The sequence below is a fragment of the Sphingomonas sp. GW821-FHT10F09 genome, assembly GCF_058809195.1.
Map to the genome: position 1 here is coordinate 377,297 of NZ_JBXASI010000001.1, position 16,921 is coordinate 394,217.

The window sequence follows — 16,921 nt, forward strand, 5'->3', positions numbered from 1 at the left end:
GGGTAGGGAGAGCAATGCACGGCCAAGCTTTGCTTTGGTTGACCGTGGGCCGCAGGGTTCATAATGCGATCCCTTCGCAAACAACCCGAAGCCCCCGATCGATGACCGATGTCCGTACACCCGTAACCCTGCCCGAGACCAAGGCGTTCGCCAACGTCAAGGTGCTGTGGGTACGCCACTGGAACGACCGGCTGTTCAGCTTCGCAGTCGAACGCCCGGCGAGCTTCCGCTTCCGCTCGGGCGAGTTCGTGATGATCGGCCTGCCCGGTGACGGCGAGGGCGCCAAGCCGATCATGCGCGCCTATTCGATCGCCTCCCCGCATTATGCCGAGGAGCTGGAATTCCTCTCGATCAAGGTCGAGGACGGCCCGCTGACCTCGAAGCTCCAGCTGATCGAGCCCGGCGACGAGGTCTATATGGGCAAAAAGCCGACCGGCACGCTCGTCACCGACGCGCTGGTCGGCGGCAAGCGCCTGTTCTTCTTCTCGACCGGCACCGGCCTTGCGCCGTTCCTCAGCCTCGCGCGCGATCCCGACGTCTACAGCATGTTCGATCAGGTGATCCTGGTCCACTCGGTGCGGCAGGTCAGCGATCTCGCCTATCACGACGAACTGCAGGCGCGGCTGGCGGACGATCCCCTCGTCTCGGACGAGGCGGTGACGCAGTTCCACTATATCCCGACGGTGACGCGCGAACCGTTCCGCACCACCGGCCGCATCGGCGACCTGATCGAGAGCGCCGCGCTGTTCGGCGACCCGGTACAGGGCGCCAAGAAGCTCGATCCCGAGACGGACCGGATCATGCTGTGCGGGTCGATGGCGATGATCCGCGAAACCGCGGCGATGCTCGATTCGATCGGCTTCGAGGAAGGCTCGAATGCCAAGGCCGGGACCTATGTGATCGAGCGCGCCTTCGTCGACTGATCTATGGACGGGCAGGGGGCGTGCGATATCGCGCCCCCGCCCGTCATCCTGCGCTCAGCGCAACGCCCTGACCGCGGGCGTGTCCATGCACCGCAGCATCGCTTCGCGCGTCGTCGGCCGGCCCGCCTGCGGCGGCGCATAGACCGGCACCTTGAACGGCACGCCGATCCGCGCAGCATCGAATCCGCTGCCGCCGGTGCAACGCATCGCCAGCGCCAGCATCCTGGGCGGCGTGTCATAGCCTTCGTAGGACAGGCGGAACGTCCCCCAGTGGATCGCCAGCGATCGCGCCGCGCCGAGCCGCTGGTGGATCAGCGCCGCCTCCGCCGGTCCGACATGGCTGCCCGAACTCATCTGGCCGGGCGCGAAGCGGAAAGCGCCGATCGGGATCATCGCGAAGCGGATCGGGCCATAGGTCGCCGCCTCCGCCGGCCACAGGCCGTCGCCGAAGCCGGTGTCGCCGGCGAAGAAGATGTTGCCGCCGCCCGGCAGGGTGACGACGAAGCTCGACCAGAGCGCGCGGTTGCGGTCGGTGAACCAGCGGCTGCCCCAATGGTGGTTGCGGGTGATGAAGATGCGCGCGCGGTCACCGGGGCAGGCGCCGTCGGGGTCGCAGCGCAGGGCGTCGCTGCTGTTCTCCAGCCCCTTGTCGGTCAGCGTCGCATTGCCGCCCCAGTCGAGCGCCATCGCCTTCGCCCCCGTCGCCGCGATGACGCTGTCGTTGCCGAGGCTGGTGACGATATGCGGATGGTCGCGCTGCCACAGCCGCTTCAGCGTCGCCAGGTCGAGATGGTCGTAATGGTTGTGGCTGACGAGCACGAGGTCGATCCGCGGCAGGTCGTCGAAGGCGACGCCGGGCGCGGCGACGCGCTTGGGGCCGAAGCCGAGCGGGCCGGCGCGCTCCGCATAGACGGGGTCGGTCAGGATGTTGAGGCCGTGGGTCTGGACCAGCACGCTTGCATGGCCGATCCAGGTGACGACCATCCGGTCGCCCTCGACGCGGGCGGCGGGCTTCGCCGCGGCAACGGGCACGCGTACCGGCCAGACCGGGCGACCGTCGCGGCCGGTCAACTGGCGCCACAGGAACCCCGCACGCCCGCCGCCGCCCGGCGTGCCGGCCGTGTCGCCGTCATTGTCGGGGTTGAAGAAGCGTTCGCCGTCGTAATGGTCGCTGGCGTGGCCGCGATAATAGATACGGTCGAGGAAGCGCGGCACGATCGTCACCGCCAACCCGACCGCCACGACCAGCAGCAGCAGGATTCCACCGATGATCTTCGATACGCGCGCCACAGACGTCCTTATGGGTTGATGCAGATCAATGTCGAGGAGTGGCGCGGGATCGTCTCCGGGTCAATCCGGCGTCGCTCCCTTGCGCCGGCCCTGTCTGGCGGTAGCATCGCTTGGACAGGACAGGGGGTTCCATGCGCCGGATATTTCTAGGGTTTCTGCTCGCCGCCACCGTCATGCCGGTCGCACCGGCGGCGGCGAGGTCGGTCAAGGTCGAGGAGGTGTCGCTCGAACGGGCGCAGGCGCTGATGACCGCGGGACACGCGACCAGCGTCGATCTGACGCGCGCCTATCTCGACCGGATCGCCGCGATGGACCGCAAGGGGCCGACGCTGCGCAGCGTCATCGCGGTCAACCCGGATGCGCTGGCGCAGGCGAAGGCGCTGGATGCCGAGCGCCGGGCGGGGCGGCTACGCGGTCCGCTGCACGGCGTGCCGGTGCTCATCAAGGACAATATCGAAACCGCCGACCGGATGGCGACGACGGCGGGCAGCCTCGCGCTCCGGGACAATGTCACCGGCCGCGACGCGCCGGTGGTGGCGGCGCTGCGCGCGGCGGGCGCGGTGATCCTCGGCAAGACCAACCTGTCGGAATGGGCGAACATCCGCTCCAGTCACGCGATGAGCGGATGGAGCGCGGTCGGCGGGCTGGTGCGCAATCCCTATGCGCTCGATCGCACCGCCTGCGGATCGTCGTCGGGATCGGGCGCGGCGGTGGCGGCGAGCTTCGCCGCGGCGGCGGTGGGGACGGAGACCGACGGATCGGTGGTCTGCCCCTCGTCGATCAACGGGCTGGTCGGGCTGAAGCCGACGATCGGCCTCGTCAGCGGCGTGCATGTCGTGCCGATCAGCCATTCGCAGGACACGCCGGGGCCGATGGCGCGCAGCGTCCGCGACGTCGCCATCCTGCTGCAGGCGATGACGACCCGCGGCGGCGCGCCCGATTATGCCGCCGGCCTGTCGGTCAGCGCGCTGTCGGGAGTGCGCGTCGCGGTGCTGCGGCCGGACGGGCTGTCAGCCGATCTCACCCAGCGCTACGACGCCGCGCTCGCCGTGCTGCGCAGCGCCGGCGCGGTGCTGGTCGACGTCACCGCGCCGAAGCTCGACGGGATCGGCGACGCCGAATTCATCGTGCTCAAGACCGAGCTGAAGGCGGACCTCGACGCCTATCTCGCCACCACCCCGCCGACGGTGACCGCGCGCACGCTCGACCAGCTGATCGCGTTCAACCGCGCGCATGCGGCCGAAGAGATGCCCTTCTTCCAGCAGGAGATCTTCGAGGAGGCGGCGAAGACGAAGGGGCTGGACGATCCCGCCTACAAGGCAGCGCGGGCGAAATCGCTCCGGCTGGCGAGCGAGGCGATCGACTTCATGCTGCGCAGCGCGCGGGCGCAGGTGCTGGTCGAGCCGACCTATGCCGGCGCATGGCTCAGCGACCCGGTCTATGGCGACCAGTATAACGGCCCCTCCGCCTCCGAACTGCCCGCGGTCGCGGGCTATCCGCATCTGACGGTGCCGATGGGGCTGGTGAAGGGGCTGCCGGTCGGCCTGTCGTTCATCGCGACGCGCGGCGGCGACGCGACCGTGCTCGGCGCGGGCTATGCCTATGAACAGCGGGCGCAGGCGCGCGTCGCGCCGCGCTATCGCCCTCAGGCGGACGTCGGCGAGGGGCTGGAGGGCGCACGACGGTAGCGCCGCGCGAAGCGCGCCTGCCACAGCATCAGCAGCGGCACCGCGCCCAGTTCCATCGCGAAGCCGAACAGATGCCCCGTGGACGGCGCGCCGACCGCGGCCAGCGACACCAGCCGCGCCGCGCCGCCCGCCACCACCAGCGCGCCGAGCAGGCGAAAGCGCGGGCCTTTGGTCTCGATCCGCGGCACGCAGGTCGCGAACGCGACGCCGACCGCGAGGAAAATGCCCGAGATGTAGCGGAAATGGCTGTCGACATCGGTAGGGATCACCGGCGGATGGCCGAGGAAGCCGGGGCCGTGGAGCACGCTCTGCCCGCCGACGCTCAACGGCACGACACAGGCGAGCGCGACTACCGCCTGCAACAGCCGGCGCTCGCCTGCGAGGCTCACGACAGGATCTCCTTGCGGACGTGGATCGCGCGCAGGCTGACCCGCACCTCCCACATGAAGGCGGTGAGGCAGCAGATCAGCAGCGCCACCGCGAGGATGAAGGCGAGCGCGATCCAGGTGCCGATGTGAAAGCTCGCGATATTGGCGATGAACAGCAGCGCGATGACGATGCACGCCATCACCGCGCTCGACACCGACAGGAACAGGGCGGCGTTGATGATCGACATCCGCTCGTCGAGCAGCTTCAGTTCCCAGATGTAACGCTGCCGATCCGCGCCCTCGCTGTCGAGCACGCGATCCTCCAGCACCCGCGCGCGGTCGATCACCCGCGCCAGCCGCCCGGCGAGCACGTTGAGGATCTGCCCGATCGCCGCGAGCATGAACACCGGCGCGAGCGACAGCTGGATCGTCTGGGCGATCGTCGAAACCTGGAAGAACGTCGGCATGGCGCGTATCATAGGTCGATTCGCGCGGCGCGAAAGGGTGCACGGGCCGCCGCTTTCTGCACAGCTTGGTAACGCATCCCGGCTACACCCCGGTGCCGTGACCAGGCCGATGTTCCTCGCCGATTTCCAGCGGCTGCCCCCGGTGGCGCGCGGCAGCGTCGCCGACGGCCTCGCCGCCGCGATCGACACGGTGGCGCAGGGTGCGGCACCCACCCACGCCTTCCTGCGCTACGGCTGGTATGCCGCGGCGCTGGCGGCCTATGGCGGCCATGCCCGCACGTTGCTGGTCGAGGAGGATGGCGAACCGACGCTGGCGCTGCCGCTGGTCGGCGTCGGCCCCGCGATGCTCCGCCTCGCTGCGGTGCCGGGCTGCTACTGGCCGTTCCGCAGCTTCCCGCTTGCGCTGGGCGCCGGCGAGGCGACGATCCGGGCGGCGCTGTCGACGCTCGCGGGCGCGGTCAACGGCCTGCGCATCGGCCCGGTCTATGACGACGATGCCGCGGCGATGCCGCTGATCGCGGCGGCGCGGGCGAGCGGCTGGGCGGTGCTCGACCGGTTCGTCGCCGACAGCTGGCTGCTCGACATGACGGCATTGCAGGCGGAGGGCAGCTGGCCGCGCGGATCGACGCTGCGCAAGAACCGCTTCCACGAAAAGCATCTCGCCGCGCACGGCACGCCGGACTGGCGCTTCCTCACCGGTGCCGACTGGCCCGCCGCCTTCGACGCGCTCGCCGCGATCGAACAGGCAAGCTGGATCGCCGCGCGCACCGACGGGTCGGACGCGAAATTCACCACCACCGGCCATGGCGCCTTCTGGCGCGCCGCGGCGGCCGATCCGGTGATCGCCGGCATGCTCCGCGCCGCATTGCTGACGATCGACGGCAGGCCCGCGGCCTTCTCCTTCGACCTCGACGCCGGCGACCTCAAATATGCGATCGCCAACAGCTACGACCCGGCCTACGCCAAGCATTCGCCCGGCAAATTGCTCTATTACCGCAATCTGGTCGAGGCGCTCAGCCGCGGCATCGCGCGCGTCGATTGGGGCGCGGGCGACAGCGGCTACAAACAGGTGATCGGCGCCGAACGCGGCCCCGCGATTCGTGACTGGCTGCTGCTCCGACCGGGCCTGCCCGCGCTCGCCGGGCGCCTCGCCCGCGGCGCATGGCGGCGATCGGGTCACTAGACGGCACCCCTTTGCCGCGCCTAGGCGTTGACGCGTCATGCTGGTGTTCCTCGATTTCGAAGCCTCGTCGCTCGCCAAGAGAAGCTATCCGATCGAGGTCGCCTGGGTGTTCGAGGACGGGCGCGAGGAAAGCCACCTGATCCGCCCGCCGCTGCAATGGGACGACTGGGACGACGCGGCCGAGGCCATCCACCATATCCCGCGCGCAAAGCTGGAGGCCGAGGGCACGCCGCACGACGTCGTCGCGCGCCGAATGGTCGAGGTGCTGAGCGGCCACGACCTGTTCGCCAGCGCGCCGTCATGGGACGGCAAATGGCTGAGCGCGCTCCTGCGCGCCGCCAAGCTGCCGCGCCACGCGCTCCGGCTGCGCGACACCGAAGAGGCGCAGCGCGAGACGGCGACGGCGATCCTGCGCGATGCGGTGCCGGCAGCGGCGCTCGGCGTCGCGGTCGCCGACGTGGTCGCGCTCGCCGAATTCCGCGACCGCGACATACCCGCGCATCGCGCGCTCGCGGATGCGCGCGACGAATGGGAGCGCTGGTGCGCCGTCCGCCGCGCGGCCCAAGACCGCGCCGCCGGACGATAGCCGCGCGATGGCCGAGATCATCAACCTCCGCCGCGCCCGCAAGGCCCGCGACCGTGCCACCGCCGCGCAGGCGGCCGAAGCGAACCGCGCGAAATTCGGCCGCACGAAAGCGGAACGCGACGCCGACGCGGCCGACCGCGCAAGAGCGGACCGCACCCTCGACGGCGCGAAACGCGAAGACTAGGTCAGACCGACATCCGCGGGACCCCGAAAGTTCGTCATTCCCGCGAAGGCGGGAATCCATAGACGCTACCGCTTCGATTCCGTCCGCGAGGTCGGCGCGTATGGACTCCCGCCGTAGCGGAAGTGACGGCATGGATTGTCACGACCGACTATAGCCATCCCGCTCGTGGTCGATCGGCCCTCGCCATCCTCACCCGGCGCGTCCGACGGGAGAGGTAAGAGACGCCAAAGGCGGCGAAGGGTAAGGCCAGGCCATCAGCCCGACCGGCTATCCCCGCCGCCGCACCCGCCACGCCATCCCCGCGACCAACAGCGCCAGCCCGAACCACGTCAGCGCATAGACCATATGGCTGTTGCGGAACCGCACCACGGTCAGCCCGCCGCGCGGCCAACCGGTGCGCGGTGCGCCGGCGTCGATGAAATAGGGGGCGATCGTCCCGGCCCGCCCCGCCGCGGCGATCGCTGCGACGTCGCGCGAATACCAGCGGCCGGCGGCGGGATCGTTGCGGCGGAGGAAGCCGCCGCCCGGCTCGCTCAGCCGCAACAGCCCGCGCACTGTCTGTAAGTCGGGAGAGGGGGCGACGCGTCCGCGCTCGCCGGCGGGCACGAAGCCGCGGTTGACCAGCAGCGCGAAGCCGCGGGTCGTGTCGAACGGGGTCAGCACCCAGAAGCCGCCGCCGATCTCGGTCACCGCCTGGACATAGGTGTCGGCGTCGCGCCGGTAGCGGCCGGTGGCGACGACGGGCGTATAGACGTCGCCCGCACCGACCGCGGCCCAGCGGGCCGGTCCCGGCGCGGGGACCGGCGTCCGCGCCAGCTGCCGCTCGGTCTGCGCGATCAGCGCGAGCTTCCATGCCCGGCGCTCGAGCTGCCAGATGCCCAGCCCGACGAGCAGGGCGATCGCGGCCAGCAGCAGGCCGGTGACGATCGCCCGCCGCATGCTCACATGCCGGCCATGTCTCCGGAGGTCATGCCGGGCATCATGTTGGCGTTCATATGGAACATCACCCACAGCGATCCCGCCAGACAGATGGTGACGACGATGATCGTGAAGATCAGCGCCATCAGCGTCCAGCCGTTCTCCGACTTGGAGTTCATGTGGAGGAAATAGATCATGTGGACGACGATCTGCACCAGCGCGAACACCATGACGATGCCGGCGGTGATCCGCGTGTCGGCGATGATGCCGCTCATCACCAGACCGAACGGGATGGCGGTCAGGATGACCGACAGCACGAAGCCGATGATATAGTCCTTGCGGGTGCCGTGCGGGGCTCCGGACGCATGATCGTCATGGCCGTGGCCATGGGTGTCGGCGCTCATCGCAGCACTCCCAGCAGGTAGACGAAGGTGAAGACGCCGATCCAGATCACGTCGAGGAAGTGCCAGAACAGCGACAGGCATTGCAGGCGGCGCTGGTTGGCGTCGATCAGGCCCTTGCGACCGACCTGCACCATCAGCGTCACCAGCCAGATGATGCCGAAGGTGACGTGCAGCCCGTGCGTGCCGACGAGCGTGAAGAACGCCGACAGGAAGGCGCTGCGCTGCGGCCCGGCACCCTCGTGGATCAGCTCGGAGAATTCGTAGAGCTCGATCCCGAGGAAGGCGAGGCCGAACAGGCCGGTGATCGCCAGCCAGCCCTGCACCGCCTTTACCTTGCCGTCGTTCATCGACAGCATGGCGAAGCCATAGGTGATCGACGACAGCAGCAGCATCGACGTGTTGAGCGCGACCAGCGGCAGCTTGAAGATCTCGTGCGGCTGCGGACCGCCGGCATAGCTGCCGCCGAACACGCCGTACGAGGCGAACAGCATCGCGAAGATCAGGCAGTCGCTCATCAGGTACAGCCAGAAGCCCAGCATGGTGCTGCCGCCGGCGTCGTGATGATGCTCGTCCGTCTCGTAGAAGATCGGCGCCTCGGCGCCGGGCGGGATGGTTGCTTCGCTCATGGTCCTCAGGCCCCCGCCACCGCGGCGCGCGCGTCGAGCAGCCGGGTACGTTCGTCCTCGGCTTCCGTCACGTCGGCGGCGGGAATGTAATAATCGCGGTCGTAGTTGAAGGTATGGCCGATCGCGACCGCCAGCAGGGCGACGAACGCCAGCCCGGCAAGCCACCACATGTACCAGATCATCGCGACGGCGAAGACCGCGGACAGGCCCGCCAGGATCACGCCGGTGCCGGTGTTGCGCGGCATGTGGATGTCGCGGAAGCCCTTGAGCGGCCGCTCGGCGTGGTTCGACTTCATGTCGTACCAGGCGTCGAGGTCGCGGACGACCGGCGTGAACGCGAAGTTATAGGCCGGCGGCGGCGACGAGGTCGCCCATTCGAGGCTGCGGCCGTTCCACGGATCGCCGGTCGTGTCGCGCAGGGCCTCGCGGTTGCGGACGCTGACGAAGATCTGGATCAGGAAGGCGGCGATGCCGACCGCGATCATCGCGGCGCCGATCGCGGCGATGACGAACCAGATCTGCAGCGACGGATCCTCGAAATGGCGCAGGCGGCGCGTCACGCCCATCAGGCCGAGCACGTAGAGCGGCATGAAGGCGACGTAGAAGCCGATCGTCCAGAACCAGAAGCTGATCGTGCCCCAGAACTTGTCGAGCGTGAAGCCGAACGCCTTGGGGAACCAGTAGTTGATCCCCGCGAACATCCCGAACAGCACGCCGCCGATGATGACGTTGTGGAAATGCGCCACCAGGAACAGCGAGTTGTGCAGCACGAAGTCGGCGGGCGGCACCGCGAGCAGCACGCCGGTCATGCCGCCGATGACGAAGGTGATCATGAACGCGATCGTCCACATCATCGGCAGTTCGAAGCGGATGCGCCCCTTGTACATGGTGAACAGCCAGTTGAAGATCTTCGCCCCCGTCGGGATCGAGATGATCATCGTGGTGATGCCGAAGAACGAATTGACGCTTGCCCCCGACCCCATGGTGAAGAAGTGGTGCAGCCAGACGAGGTAGGCGAGGATGGTGATGACCAGCAGCGCGTAGACCATCGACGTATAGCCGAACAGGCGCTTGCCCGAGAAGGTCGAGGTGATCTCGCTGAACACGCCGAACGCCGGCAGGATCAGGATATAGACCTCCGGGTGGCCCCAGATCCAGATCATGTTGACGTACATCATGGGGTTGCCGCCCATGGTGTTGGTGAAGAAGTGCGTGCCCAGATAGCGGTCGAGGCTCAGCATCGCGAGCACCGCGGTCAGCACCGGGAAGGCGGCGACGATCAGCACGTTGGTGGCGAGCGCCGACCAGGTGAAGATCGGCATCTTCATCAGGCTCATACCCGGCGCGCGCATCTTGACGATCGTCGCGAGCAGGTTGACGCCAGATAGCAACGTGCCGACGCCCGCCACCTGCAACGCCCATATGTAATAGTCGACACCGACGTCGGGCGAGTAATCGAGCCCCGACAAAGGCGCCATCGCCAGCCAGCCGGTGCGCGCGAACTCGCCGACGAACAGGCTGACCATGACGATCGCGGCACCCGCCGCGGTCATCCAGAAGCTGAAATTATTGAGGAACGGAAAGCTGACGTCGCGCGCGCCGATCTGGAGCGGGACGACATAGTTCATCAGTCCGGTGACGAACGGCATCGCCACGAAGAAGATCATGATGACGCCGTGCGCGGTGAACACCTGGTCGTAATGGTGCGCGGGCAGGAAGCCGTCGTTGGCGCCGAACGCCATCGCCTGCTGGGCGCGCATCATCAGCGCGTCGGCAAAGCCGCGCAGCAGCATGACGATGCCGAGCACCATGTACATGATGCCGATCTTCTTGTGGTCCACGCTGGTGAACCACTCCTTCCACAGATAGCCCCACACCTTGAAATAGGTGAGGGCGCCGACCACCGCGGCCCCGCCGATCGCGACCATGGCAAAGGTCGCGATCAGGATCGGCTCGTGGATCGGGAAGCTTTCGAGCGTCAGCCGCCCGAAAATGGTCTTGAGCAATGCGTCGGACATCGTGCGGGTCCTAGGATCGAGCGGCCGCGGCACCGGCAAACGGCGCGCGCAGGGGGTCGATGGAAGTCATGGAGCGATTGTCTTCGCTGCCGGGCTTGCTGCTGCCGGGGGCGGCGTCGCGGGGCGCGTTGCGGTGCGGGCTGCTGCCCTTCTCCTCCGGCTCCTTGAGCAGCGCGCCCTTGGCCTCGCTGCCGCGCATATGGCCGCCGTTGTTGACCGGCGCACCATGGCCGCTGTCGCGTTTCGGATCGTGCGCACCGTCCTGCATCATCGTCGCCTGCATGCAGGTCTCGCCCGGCTTGGTGCACATGCCCAGGATCCGGTCGAACAGCTGCGGCGCGAAGGTGGCATAGCGGACCGCCGCGACCTTCTCGCTCGGCTTTTCGAGCTGGAGATAGGCCGGCATGTCGAGCCGCTTCGGCGCGGTCCGCGCTTCGGACGCCCATTTGGCGAAGCCGGCATCGTCCATGCTGTCGACGGTGAAGCGCATGTCCGAGAAGCCGGCGCCGCTGTAATTGGCGCTGAACCCGTCGAACCGGCCCGGCTTGTTGAGCACCGCGTGCAGCCGCGTCTCCATGCCCGGCATCGAATAGATCATGCCGGCCATCGCGGGGACGTAGAAGGTGTTCATCACCGACGACGAGGTGATCCGGAACCGGACCTGCCGGTTCATCGGCAGCACCAGCTCGTTGACCGTCGCGACGCCCTGTTCGGGATAGATGAACAGCCACTTCCAGTCGAGCGACACCACCTGGATCTCCAGCGGCTTGTCGTTCTTGGCCAGCAGCTTGCCCGGCTCTAGCCGCGCCAGCGGGCGATAGGGGTCGAGGCTGTGCGTGCTGATCCAGGTCAGCGCGCCGAGCGCGATGACGATCAGCAGCGGCGCCGACCAGATGATGAGCTCGAGGCCCGTCGAATGGTCCCAGTCGGGGGTATATTCCGCATCCTCGTTGGTGTGGCGGTATTTCCACGCGAACAGGATGGTGAGCGCGATCACCGGCACGATGATGAGCAGCATCAGGCCGGTCGACCACAGGATCAGGCTGGCCTGCTGCTTGGCGACATCGCCGGACGGGTTCATCACCACCCAGTCGCACCCACCCAGCAGGGCAGGCGCGAGGAGTGCGACGGCAGCGGTTCGAAGCCGCATGGGGGGGAACGAGGGAGTTCGCATCGTCATTGCCGCTACGCCTGTGTGCTGCAGCGCAAAATAGGACATTTTGTCCTATCCCGCGCGATCGACCTGTGCGGTAAGGGGACATGTTGGTGCTGCGTCCGTTTCCGGGCGAGGCGCGTTGATGACCGGTGGCCCTCGGGCTGCGAGACGACAGGACTGCGATACATGTCAGTGGCTTCCGCCCATTCCGCACCGCTCGAACGCGATGCCCGTGCCGTCAACACCCGGGGCGACCATGAGGTCCGCCCGGGCGAGATCGCGATCGGCGTCGTCATCGGTCGCACCTCCGAATTCTTCGACTTCTTCTGCTACGCGATCGCGTCGGTCATCGTCTTCCCGGCGCTGGTCTTCCCGTACGTCGATCGCCTGACCGGCACGCTCTGGTCGTTCGCGCTCTTTCCGCTGGCGTTCATCGCCCGCCCGATCGGCACGCAGATCTTCATGTGGGTCGACCGCGAATATGGCCGCGGCACCAAGCTGACGATCGCCCTGTTCCTGCTCGGCACCTCGACCGTGTCGCTCGCCTTCCTGCCCGGCTATGGCGAGGTCGGTGCCGCGTCGGCCTTCCTGCTCGCCGCCTTCCGCATCGGCCAGGGGCTGGCGCTCGGTGGCGCCTGGGACGGCCTCGCCTCGCTCCTCGCGCTCAACGCACCGCCCGAAAAGCGCGGCTGGTATGCGATGGTGCCGCAGCTTGGCGCGCCGCTCGGCCTGATCGTGGCGAGCGCGCTCTTCGCCTTCTTCCTCGCCAACATGGACATGGTCGACTTCCTGTCCTGGGGCTGGCGCTATCCGTTCTTCGTCGCCTTCGCGCTCAACGTCGTCGCGCTGTTCGCGCGGCTGCGCATCGTCGTGACGCCGGAATATACCGAGCTGTTCAAGAGCCGCGAGCTGACCCCGTCGCGCGTCACCGCGACGGTCAAGGCGCAGTGGCGCAACATCATCATCGGCGCCTTCGCCCCGCTGGCGAGCTTCGCGCTCTTCCACATGGTGACGGTGTTCCCGCTGTCGTGGATCGCGCTCTACACCAGCGAGAATATCGCGAGCTTCCTCGGTATCGAGATCATCGGCGCCTTCTTCGGCCTCGGTTCGGTGGTCATCTCCGGCCTGCTCGCCGATCGCATCGGCCGGCGCTCGGTGCTCGGCTATACCGCTGCGGCGATCGCGGTGTTCAGCGGCTTCGCGCCGCAATTGCTCGCCGGCGGCCGCTCGGGCGAACTGGCGTTCATGATCGGTGGCTTCGTGCTGCTCGGCCTCGCCTTCGGCCAGTCCTCGGGCGCGGTGACCAACAACTTCCCCAAGCGGGCGCGCTACACCGGCGCGGCGCTGACCTCGGACCTCGCCTGGCTGTTCGGTGCCGGCTTCGCGCCGCTCGCCGCGCTGGTGCTGGCGAGCCAGTTCGGCCTGATCGCCGCGGGCGGCTACCTGCTGTCGGGCGCCATCGCCACGCTGGTCGCGCTCGGCCTCAACAAGGAACTCGCGCGCCGGCTGGACTGATCGATGCCGGTGCGTCACCCCCTGATATCCCGCGGAAACATTTCTGCGGCATGAGGGGGCGATGACGCACCGACATGCCGATACCGCCGCGGGGGACGAACCGGCCGCGATCCTCGTCGTCGACGACGATCGCGAGATCCGCACCCTGTTGACGCAGAGCCTCGGCGCGCGGGGCTATCGTGTCAGCGCCGCCGCCAACACGCGCGAGATGGATGCGGTGCTGGAGCGTGAGCGGATCGATGCGATCCTGCTCGACGTGATGATGCCGGGCGAGGACGGCATCTCCGCCTGCCGCCGCATCACCCGCGACGGCGGCCCCGCGGTCATCATGCTCAGCGCGTTGGGCGAGGAGCGCGACCGCATCGTCGGGCTGGAGATCGGCGCGAGCCATTACCTCCCCAAACCGTGCAGCGCGCGCGAAGTGCTCGCCACCGTTCGCGCCGCCTTGCGCAGCCGCCAGCAGGCCGAGCCGCAGGATCGTTCGCGCCTCACCTTCGACGGCTGGACGATGGACCTGTTCGCGCACGAATTGTTCGACGCGCAGGGCGTGCTGGTCGGCCTGACCGACGGCGAATTCGCCCTGCTGCGCGTCTTCGCCGAACGGCCACGCCGGGTGCTGTCGCGCGAATGGCTGCTCGAGGCGGCGCGCGGCCCCAATTCCGACGCCTTCGATCGCGCGATCGACGTCCAGATCAGCCGGCTGCGGCGCAAGCTGCGCAGTGGCGGCGACGAGATCATCCGCACCATCCGCAACGAAGGCTATCTGTTCGTGCCGGCGGTCAGCCGCGCATGACCCGGCCGGACCGGCCCGCCCGGGGGCCATGGGGCGGGGTGCGCCGGTCGTTGTTCTGGCGGGTGTTCCTCGTCATGCTGCTCAGCGTCGCGGCGGTGCAGGCGCTCAATGTCGCGCTGGTCGTGTCGATCGCGCCGCCGACGCCGCGCATCTATTCGGTCCCGCAGGTGGTGGCGGCGCTGCGCCATGGCGGCGACGCAAGCGGCGAGCTGCTGCTGTCGCGCGATGCGGAGGACCCGGAGCCGTTCGACGATCGCGGCAACCATCTCGCCGGGGTGATCGCCGGTCAGCTCGGCGTCGCTGCGGAGCGGGTGCGCGTCCATTTCGGTGGCGGCCCACCGCCGATGGTCTTCGGCCCGATCCCCCGTCGCGCGGGGCCGCCGGAGCGGCGCCGCTCTCCCGATGCGCGCAGCCAGATCATGTTCGGCCATTTCACCGTCTCGGTGCAGCAGCCCGACGGCAGCTGGCTGAGCGCGCGGGGCGCGCGCACCGGCTTCGAAAGCTGGCGCGGGCGGGCGTTGCTGTGGCTGCTCGCGGCAATGCTCGCGGTGGCGCCCTTCGCCTGGCTGCTCGCGCGGCGGCTGACCAAGCCGATCGCCGCCTTCGGCGCTGCGGCGGAACGGCTGGGCCGCGATCCGCGCGCCGCGCCGGTGCCGCTCGGCGGCCCGGCGGAGATCGCCGATGCCGCGGCGGCGTTCAACCGGATGCAGGCGCGGCTCAACCGCTATGTCGAGGATCGCACGACGATGATCGCGGCGATCGCGCACGACCTGCGCACGCCGCTGATGCGGCTCGGGCTGCGCCTCGAACAGGCGCCCGAGCCGCTGCGCACCACCAGCGAATCGGACATCCGCGACATGCAGGCGATGATCCAGGCCGCGCTCGCCTTCTTCCGCGACGACAATCGCATCGGCGAGCGTCGGCGGCTCGACCTGCGTTCGCTGGTCGAGAGCGTCACCGACGATCTTGCCGACCGCGGCGAGCCGGTAACGCTGCACGACGGCGACCCCGTGGTGATCGAGGGCGATGCGGCGGGGCTCAAGGCGTTGGTTGCCAATCTGGTCGGTAACGCCCTGAAATATGCCGGCGACGCCGAAGTGACGCTCGCCGAGCTCGATGGCCATGCGGTGATCGCGGTGCGCGACCACGGCCCGGGTATCGACCCCGACGACCTCGACCGCCTGTTCGAACCCTTCTTCCGCGGCGAACGCTCGCGCAATCGCGACACCGGCGGCATCGGCCTCGGCCTCAGCAGCGTCCGCGGCGTCGCCCGCGCGCACGGCGGCGACGCGACCATCGCCAACCACCCCGACGGCGGCGCCATCGCCCGCGTCACGCTGCCGCTGTAACCGAAACCCGTCATCCCCGCGCAGGCGGGGATCCGGACACGCTGGCGTTTCGACTCTTTCCGTACCCTTCGCGTCCCAAGACCCCCCTTGCACAGGGGGGGGACGAAAACAGATCGCGCCAGTCGGTTCGCCCCATCGACGCCGGACCGCGAGAATCACCCAAGCCGGTCGGCGATGATCCAGCGCCGGCTGATCGCGGTGCGCATCAACTGCAGCCCGCAACACAGGCAGCGCGCGCGGCGCACGCCGCCGACGCTGGTCTGCTTGCGCGCGGGCCGGTGCCGGCTCGCGAGACAGGGGGCAGGGCTGGGGGCGGGGCCGGAAGCGGACGGGACGGGCGGCGAGGCGGACATGCGCGGGGCTCCTTCGCCCCATGCATCGCCGTCCCGGATTGCACCGCGATGTCCCGGCGGAAATATCGCCGCAACATGAGGGCGATATCCCACGTTGGTCGGCGGCGTTCTCTCCCAGACACGGCACCGCCGGCATTCGGGTGCTCCCCGGTGCCCGACGGTCGAGCTACGGGACCAGCGATGGTCGCGTAGCTCGGCTCATATCCGGGCCCGGCCGCTCAGACCCCGTCGATCGGCTCGACCCCCAGCACTCTGATCGCATCGTCCCGGCCGTTGAACGGCAGCACGTCGCCCGGCTCCGCGCCGATCAGCGCCCGCGCCAGCGGCGCGCCGAACGCCAGCCGGTCGGCATGCGGATCGGCCTCGTCGTCGCCGACGATCGCGATCGTACGCGGCTTGCCGCCGATCGTCGCATGCACCCGCGTGCCGAATCCGGCGCTGCCGTCCTCCGGCGCCGCCGTCGGGATCGCGGTCGTCCGCCGCGTCTGCCAATAGCGCAGGTCGCGGCGGATCGCTTCGGCATCCTCGGTCGCCGCCTGCGCCAGCGCCGCCTCCAGCGCCGCGATCCGCGTCTCGATCAACGCCTTGCCCGCCCGCGTCACCAGATTGGGACCGGCGGGGATGGGCAGCTCGAACTTCGGCTCCAGATGCTCTTCGTCGCTCTCGCGGCGGAACGCGACACTCATGGCACGGCCTCTCTCATTGTGTCCCATCCGCGGACAGGTCCGGTTTAACCACCTTTGCGGCTGGTCGTAATCGTAAACAGGACGTTAACATGTCCATGATGACCAGACGCCTTGTCCTGACCAACGAAGCCGCCCGCCATCCGTTTCGGCAGACCCTGCCGCCACCGGTGACGCCCGATGTCCGCAAGCGCGACGACGAGGACTGGAAGCTGTTCCTGCTCAGCTTCGCCGCCTTCTTCACCTGCTTCTACACGCTGATCTTCTGATCGCCTCGCCGCCGGGGGTATGAGCGGTTCGCCCAGAGGCGGGGAGATGGGGCTCGTACGGCCCTGTCATCTTCTTGCCCGGGAAGCGAAGGCTGCCGATGCCGGCACCGCGACCCCTCTGCGTCCTCCGCGCCTCCTCGCGAATTTA

At 68.7% G+C, this 16,921-nt stretch carries 19 protein-coding genes; 9 read left to right on the forward strand and 10 right to left on the reverse strand.

Features of this window, described 5'->3' with window-relative positions:
* Nucleotides 1-101: 101 nt before the first annotated feature.
* Nucleotides 102-923: a ferredoxin--NADP reductase gene (locus AC1RTO_RS01715; protein WP_493159233.1), complete on the forward strand. Its 822-nt coding sequence runs from the start codon at nucleotides 102-104 to the stop codon at nucleotides 921-923.
* 54 nt (nucleotides 924-977) lie between these two features.
* On the opposite strand, the gene AC1RTO_RS01720 is transcribed toward AC1RTO_RS01715, so the two are convergent.
* Nucleotides 978-2,213 (reverse strand): MBL fold metallo-hydrolase, encoded by a 1,236-nt coding sequence (locus AC1RTO_RS01720; RefSeq protein ID WP_493159234.1) that lies wholly within the window; start codon nucleotides 2,211-2,213, stop codon nucleotides 978-980.
* A 131-nt stretch (nucleotides 2,214-2,344) separates the two neighbouring features.
* Between AC1RTO_RS01720 and AC1RTO_RS01725 the strand changes: the two genes are divergently transcribed.
* The gene (locus AC1RTO_RS01725) at nucleotides 2,345-3,901 is read left to right on the forward strand and encodes an amidase (RefSeq protein ID WP_493159235.1); all 1,557 of its coding nucleotides are present in this window, start codon (nucleotides 2,345-2,347) and stop codon (nucleotides 3,899-3,901) included.
* Here the strand turns inward: AC1RTO_RS01725 and AC1RTO_RS01730 are convergent.
* Nucleotides 3,859-4,290 (reverse strand): DUF4345 domain-containing protein, encoded by a 432-nt coding sequence (locus tag AC1RTO_RS01730; protein ID WP_493159236.1) that lies wholly within the window; start codon nucleotides 4,288-4,290, stop codon nucleotides 3,859-3,861. The genes AC1RTO_RS01725 and AC1RTO_RS01730 overlap by 43 nt on opposite strands.
* Nucleotides 4,287-4,736, reverse strand: coding sequence for a DUF2721 domain-containing protein (locus tag AC1RTO_RS01735; RefSeq protein WP_493159237.1), 450 nt, complete (start codon nucleotides 4,734-4,736; stop codon nucleotides 4,287-4,289). The genes AC1RTO_RS01730 and AC1RTO_RS01735 overlap by 4 nt, the downstream gene beginning before the upstream one ends.
* Nucleotides 4,737-4,833: 97 nt before the next feature.
* Between AC1RTO_RS01735 and AC1RTO_RS01740 the strand changes: the two genes are divergently transcribed.
* The 3 genes from AC1RTO_RS01740 to AC1RTO_RS01750 are packed head-to-tail and all read left to right on the forward strand — an operon-like array spanning nucleotide 4,834 to nucleotide 6,689.
* Nucleotides 4,834-5,919 carry a GNAT family N-acetyltransferase gene (locus AC1RTO_RS01740; RefSeq protein WP_493159238.1) on the forward strand — a complete coding sequence of 362 codons (1,086 nt, stop codon included), beginning with the start codon at nucleotides 4,834-4,836 and terminating at the stop codon, nucleotides 5,917-5,919.
* 37 nt (nucleotides 5,920-5,956) lie between these two features.
* Complete coding sequence (locus AC1RTO_RS01745) at nucleotides 5,957-6,505, forward strand: transcriptional regulator (protein WP_493159239.1); 549 nt, start codon at nucleotides 5,957-5,959, stop codon at nucleotides 6,503-6,505.
* 7 nt (nucleotides 6,506-6,512) lie between these two features.
* Nucleotides 6,513-6,689 (forward strand): DUF4169 family protein, encoded by a 177-nt coding sequence (locus AC1RTO_RS01750; protein ID WP_493159240.1) that lies wholly within the window; start codon nucleotides 6,513-6,515, stop codon nucleotides 6,687-6,689.
* A gap of 267 nt (nucleotides 6,690-6,956) precedes the next feature.
* Here the strand turns inward: AC1RTO_RS01750 and AC1RTO_RS01755 are convergent, their stop codons facing one another.
* From AC1RTO_RS01755 to cyoA, 5 genes are read right to left on the reverse strand one after another with little or no spacing between them, the layout of a single operon-like run.
* Entirely contained in the window at nucleotides 6,957-7,634 is a 678-nt protein-coding gene (locus AC1RTO_RS01755; protein ID WP_493159241.1) for an SURF1 family protein, read from the reverse strand.
* A complete protein-coding gene (gene cyoD / locus AC1RTO_RS01760; RefSeq protein ID WP_493159242.1) occupies nucleotides 7,631-8,011 on the reverse strand; it encodes a cytochrome o ubiquinol oxidase subunit IV in 381 nt (126 codons plus the stop codon). The genes AC1RTO_RS01755 and cyoD overlap by 4 nt, the downstream gene beginning before the upstream one ends.
* Complete coding sequence (cyoC, locus tag AC1RTO_RS01765) at nucleotides 8,008-8,637, reverse strand: cytochrome o ubiquinol oxidase subunit III (RefSeq protein WP_493159243.1); 630 nt, start codon at nucleotides 8,635-8,637, stop codon at nucleotides 8,008-8,010. Before cyoC ends, cyoD begins: the two co-directional genes overlap by 4 nt.
* A gap of 5 nt (nucleotides 8,638-8,642) precedes the next feature.
* On the reverse strand, nucleotides 8,643-10,655 hold the full coding sequence (gene cyoB / locus AC1RTO_RS01770; protein ID WP_493159244.1) for a cytochrome o ubiquinol oxidase subunit I: 2,013 nt from the start codon (nucleotides 10,653-10,655) through the stop codon (nucleotides 8,643-8,645).
* Nucleotides 10,656-10,665: 10 nt separating this feature from the next.
* A complete protein-coding gene (gene cyoA, locus AC1RTO_RS01775) occupies nucleotides 10,666-11,805 on the reverse strand; it encodes a ubiquinol oxidase subunit II (protein WP_493159245.1) in 1,140 nt (379 codons plus the stop codon).
* A gap of 192 nt (nucleotides 11,806-11,997) precedes the next feature.
* Here cyoA and AC1RTO_RS01780 point away from each other — a divergent pair, with 192 nt between their 5' ends.
* The 3 genes from AC1RTO_RS01780 (at nucleotide 11,998) to AC1RTO_RS01790 (ending at nucleotide 15,468) form a co-directional block, all read left to right on the forward strand.
* Nucleotides 11,998-13,326: an MFS transporter gene (locus AC1RTO_RS01780; protein WP_293876745.1), complete on the forward strand. Its 1,329-nt coding sequence runs from the start codon at nucleotides 11,998-12,000 to the stop codon at nucleotides 13,324-13,326.
* 61 nt (nucleotides 13,327-13,387) lie between these two features.
* Entirely contained in the window at nucleotides 13,388-14,119 is a 732-nt protein-coding gene (locus AC1RTO_RS01785; protein ID WP_493159246.1) for a response regulator, read from the forward strand.
* A complete protein-coding gene (locus tag AC1RTO_RS01790) occupies nucleotides 14,116-15,468 on the forward strand; it encodes a sensor histidine kinase (protein ID WP_493159247.1) in 1,353 nt (450 codons plus the stop codon). Before AC1RTO_RS01785 ends, AC1RTO_RS01790 begins: the two co-directional genes overlap by 4 nt.
* Before the next feature lie 155 nt (nucleotides 15,469-15,623).
* Here the strand turns inward: AC1RTO_RS01790 and AC1RTO_RS01795 are convergent, their stop codons facing one another.
* On the reverse strand, nucleotides 15,624-15,821 hold the full coding sequence (locus AC1RTO_RS01795; protein ID WP_493159248.1) for a hypothetical protein: 198 nt from the start codon (nucleotides 15,819-15,821) through the stop codon (nucleotides 15,624-15,626).
* Between the two features lie 218 nt (nucleotides 15,822-16,039).
* Nucleotides 16,040-16,507: a GreA/GreB family elongation factor gene (locus AC1RTO_RS01800; RefSeq protein WP_493159249.1), complete on the reverse strand. Its 468-nt coding sequence runs from the start codon at nucleotides 16,505-16,507 to the stop codon at nucleotides 16,040-16,042.
* A gap of 98 nt (nucleotides 16,508-16,605) precedes the next feature.
* On the opposite strand from AC1RTO_RS01800, the gene AC1RTO_RS01805 reads away from it, so the two are divergent.
* Nucleotides 16,606-16,773: a hypothetical protein gene (locus AC1RTO_RS01805; protein ID WP_493160355.1), complete on the forward strand. Its 168-nt coding sequence runs from the start codon at nucleotides 16,606-16,608 to the stop codon at nucleotides 16,771-16,773.
* The last annotated feature ends 148 nt before the right edge of the window (nucleotides 16,774-16,921 follow it).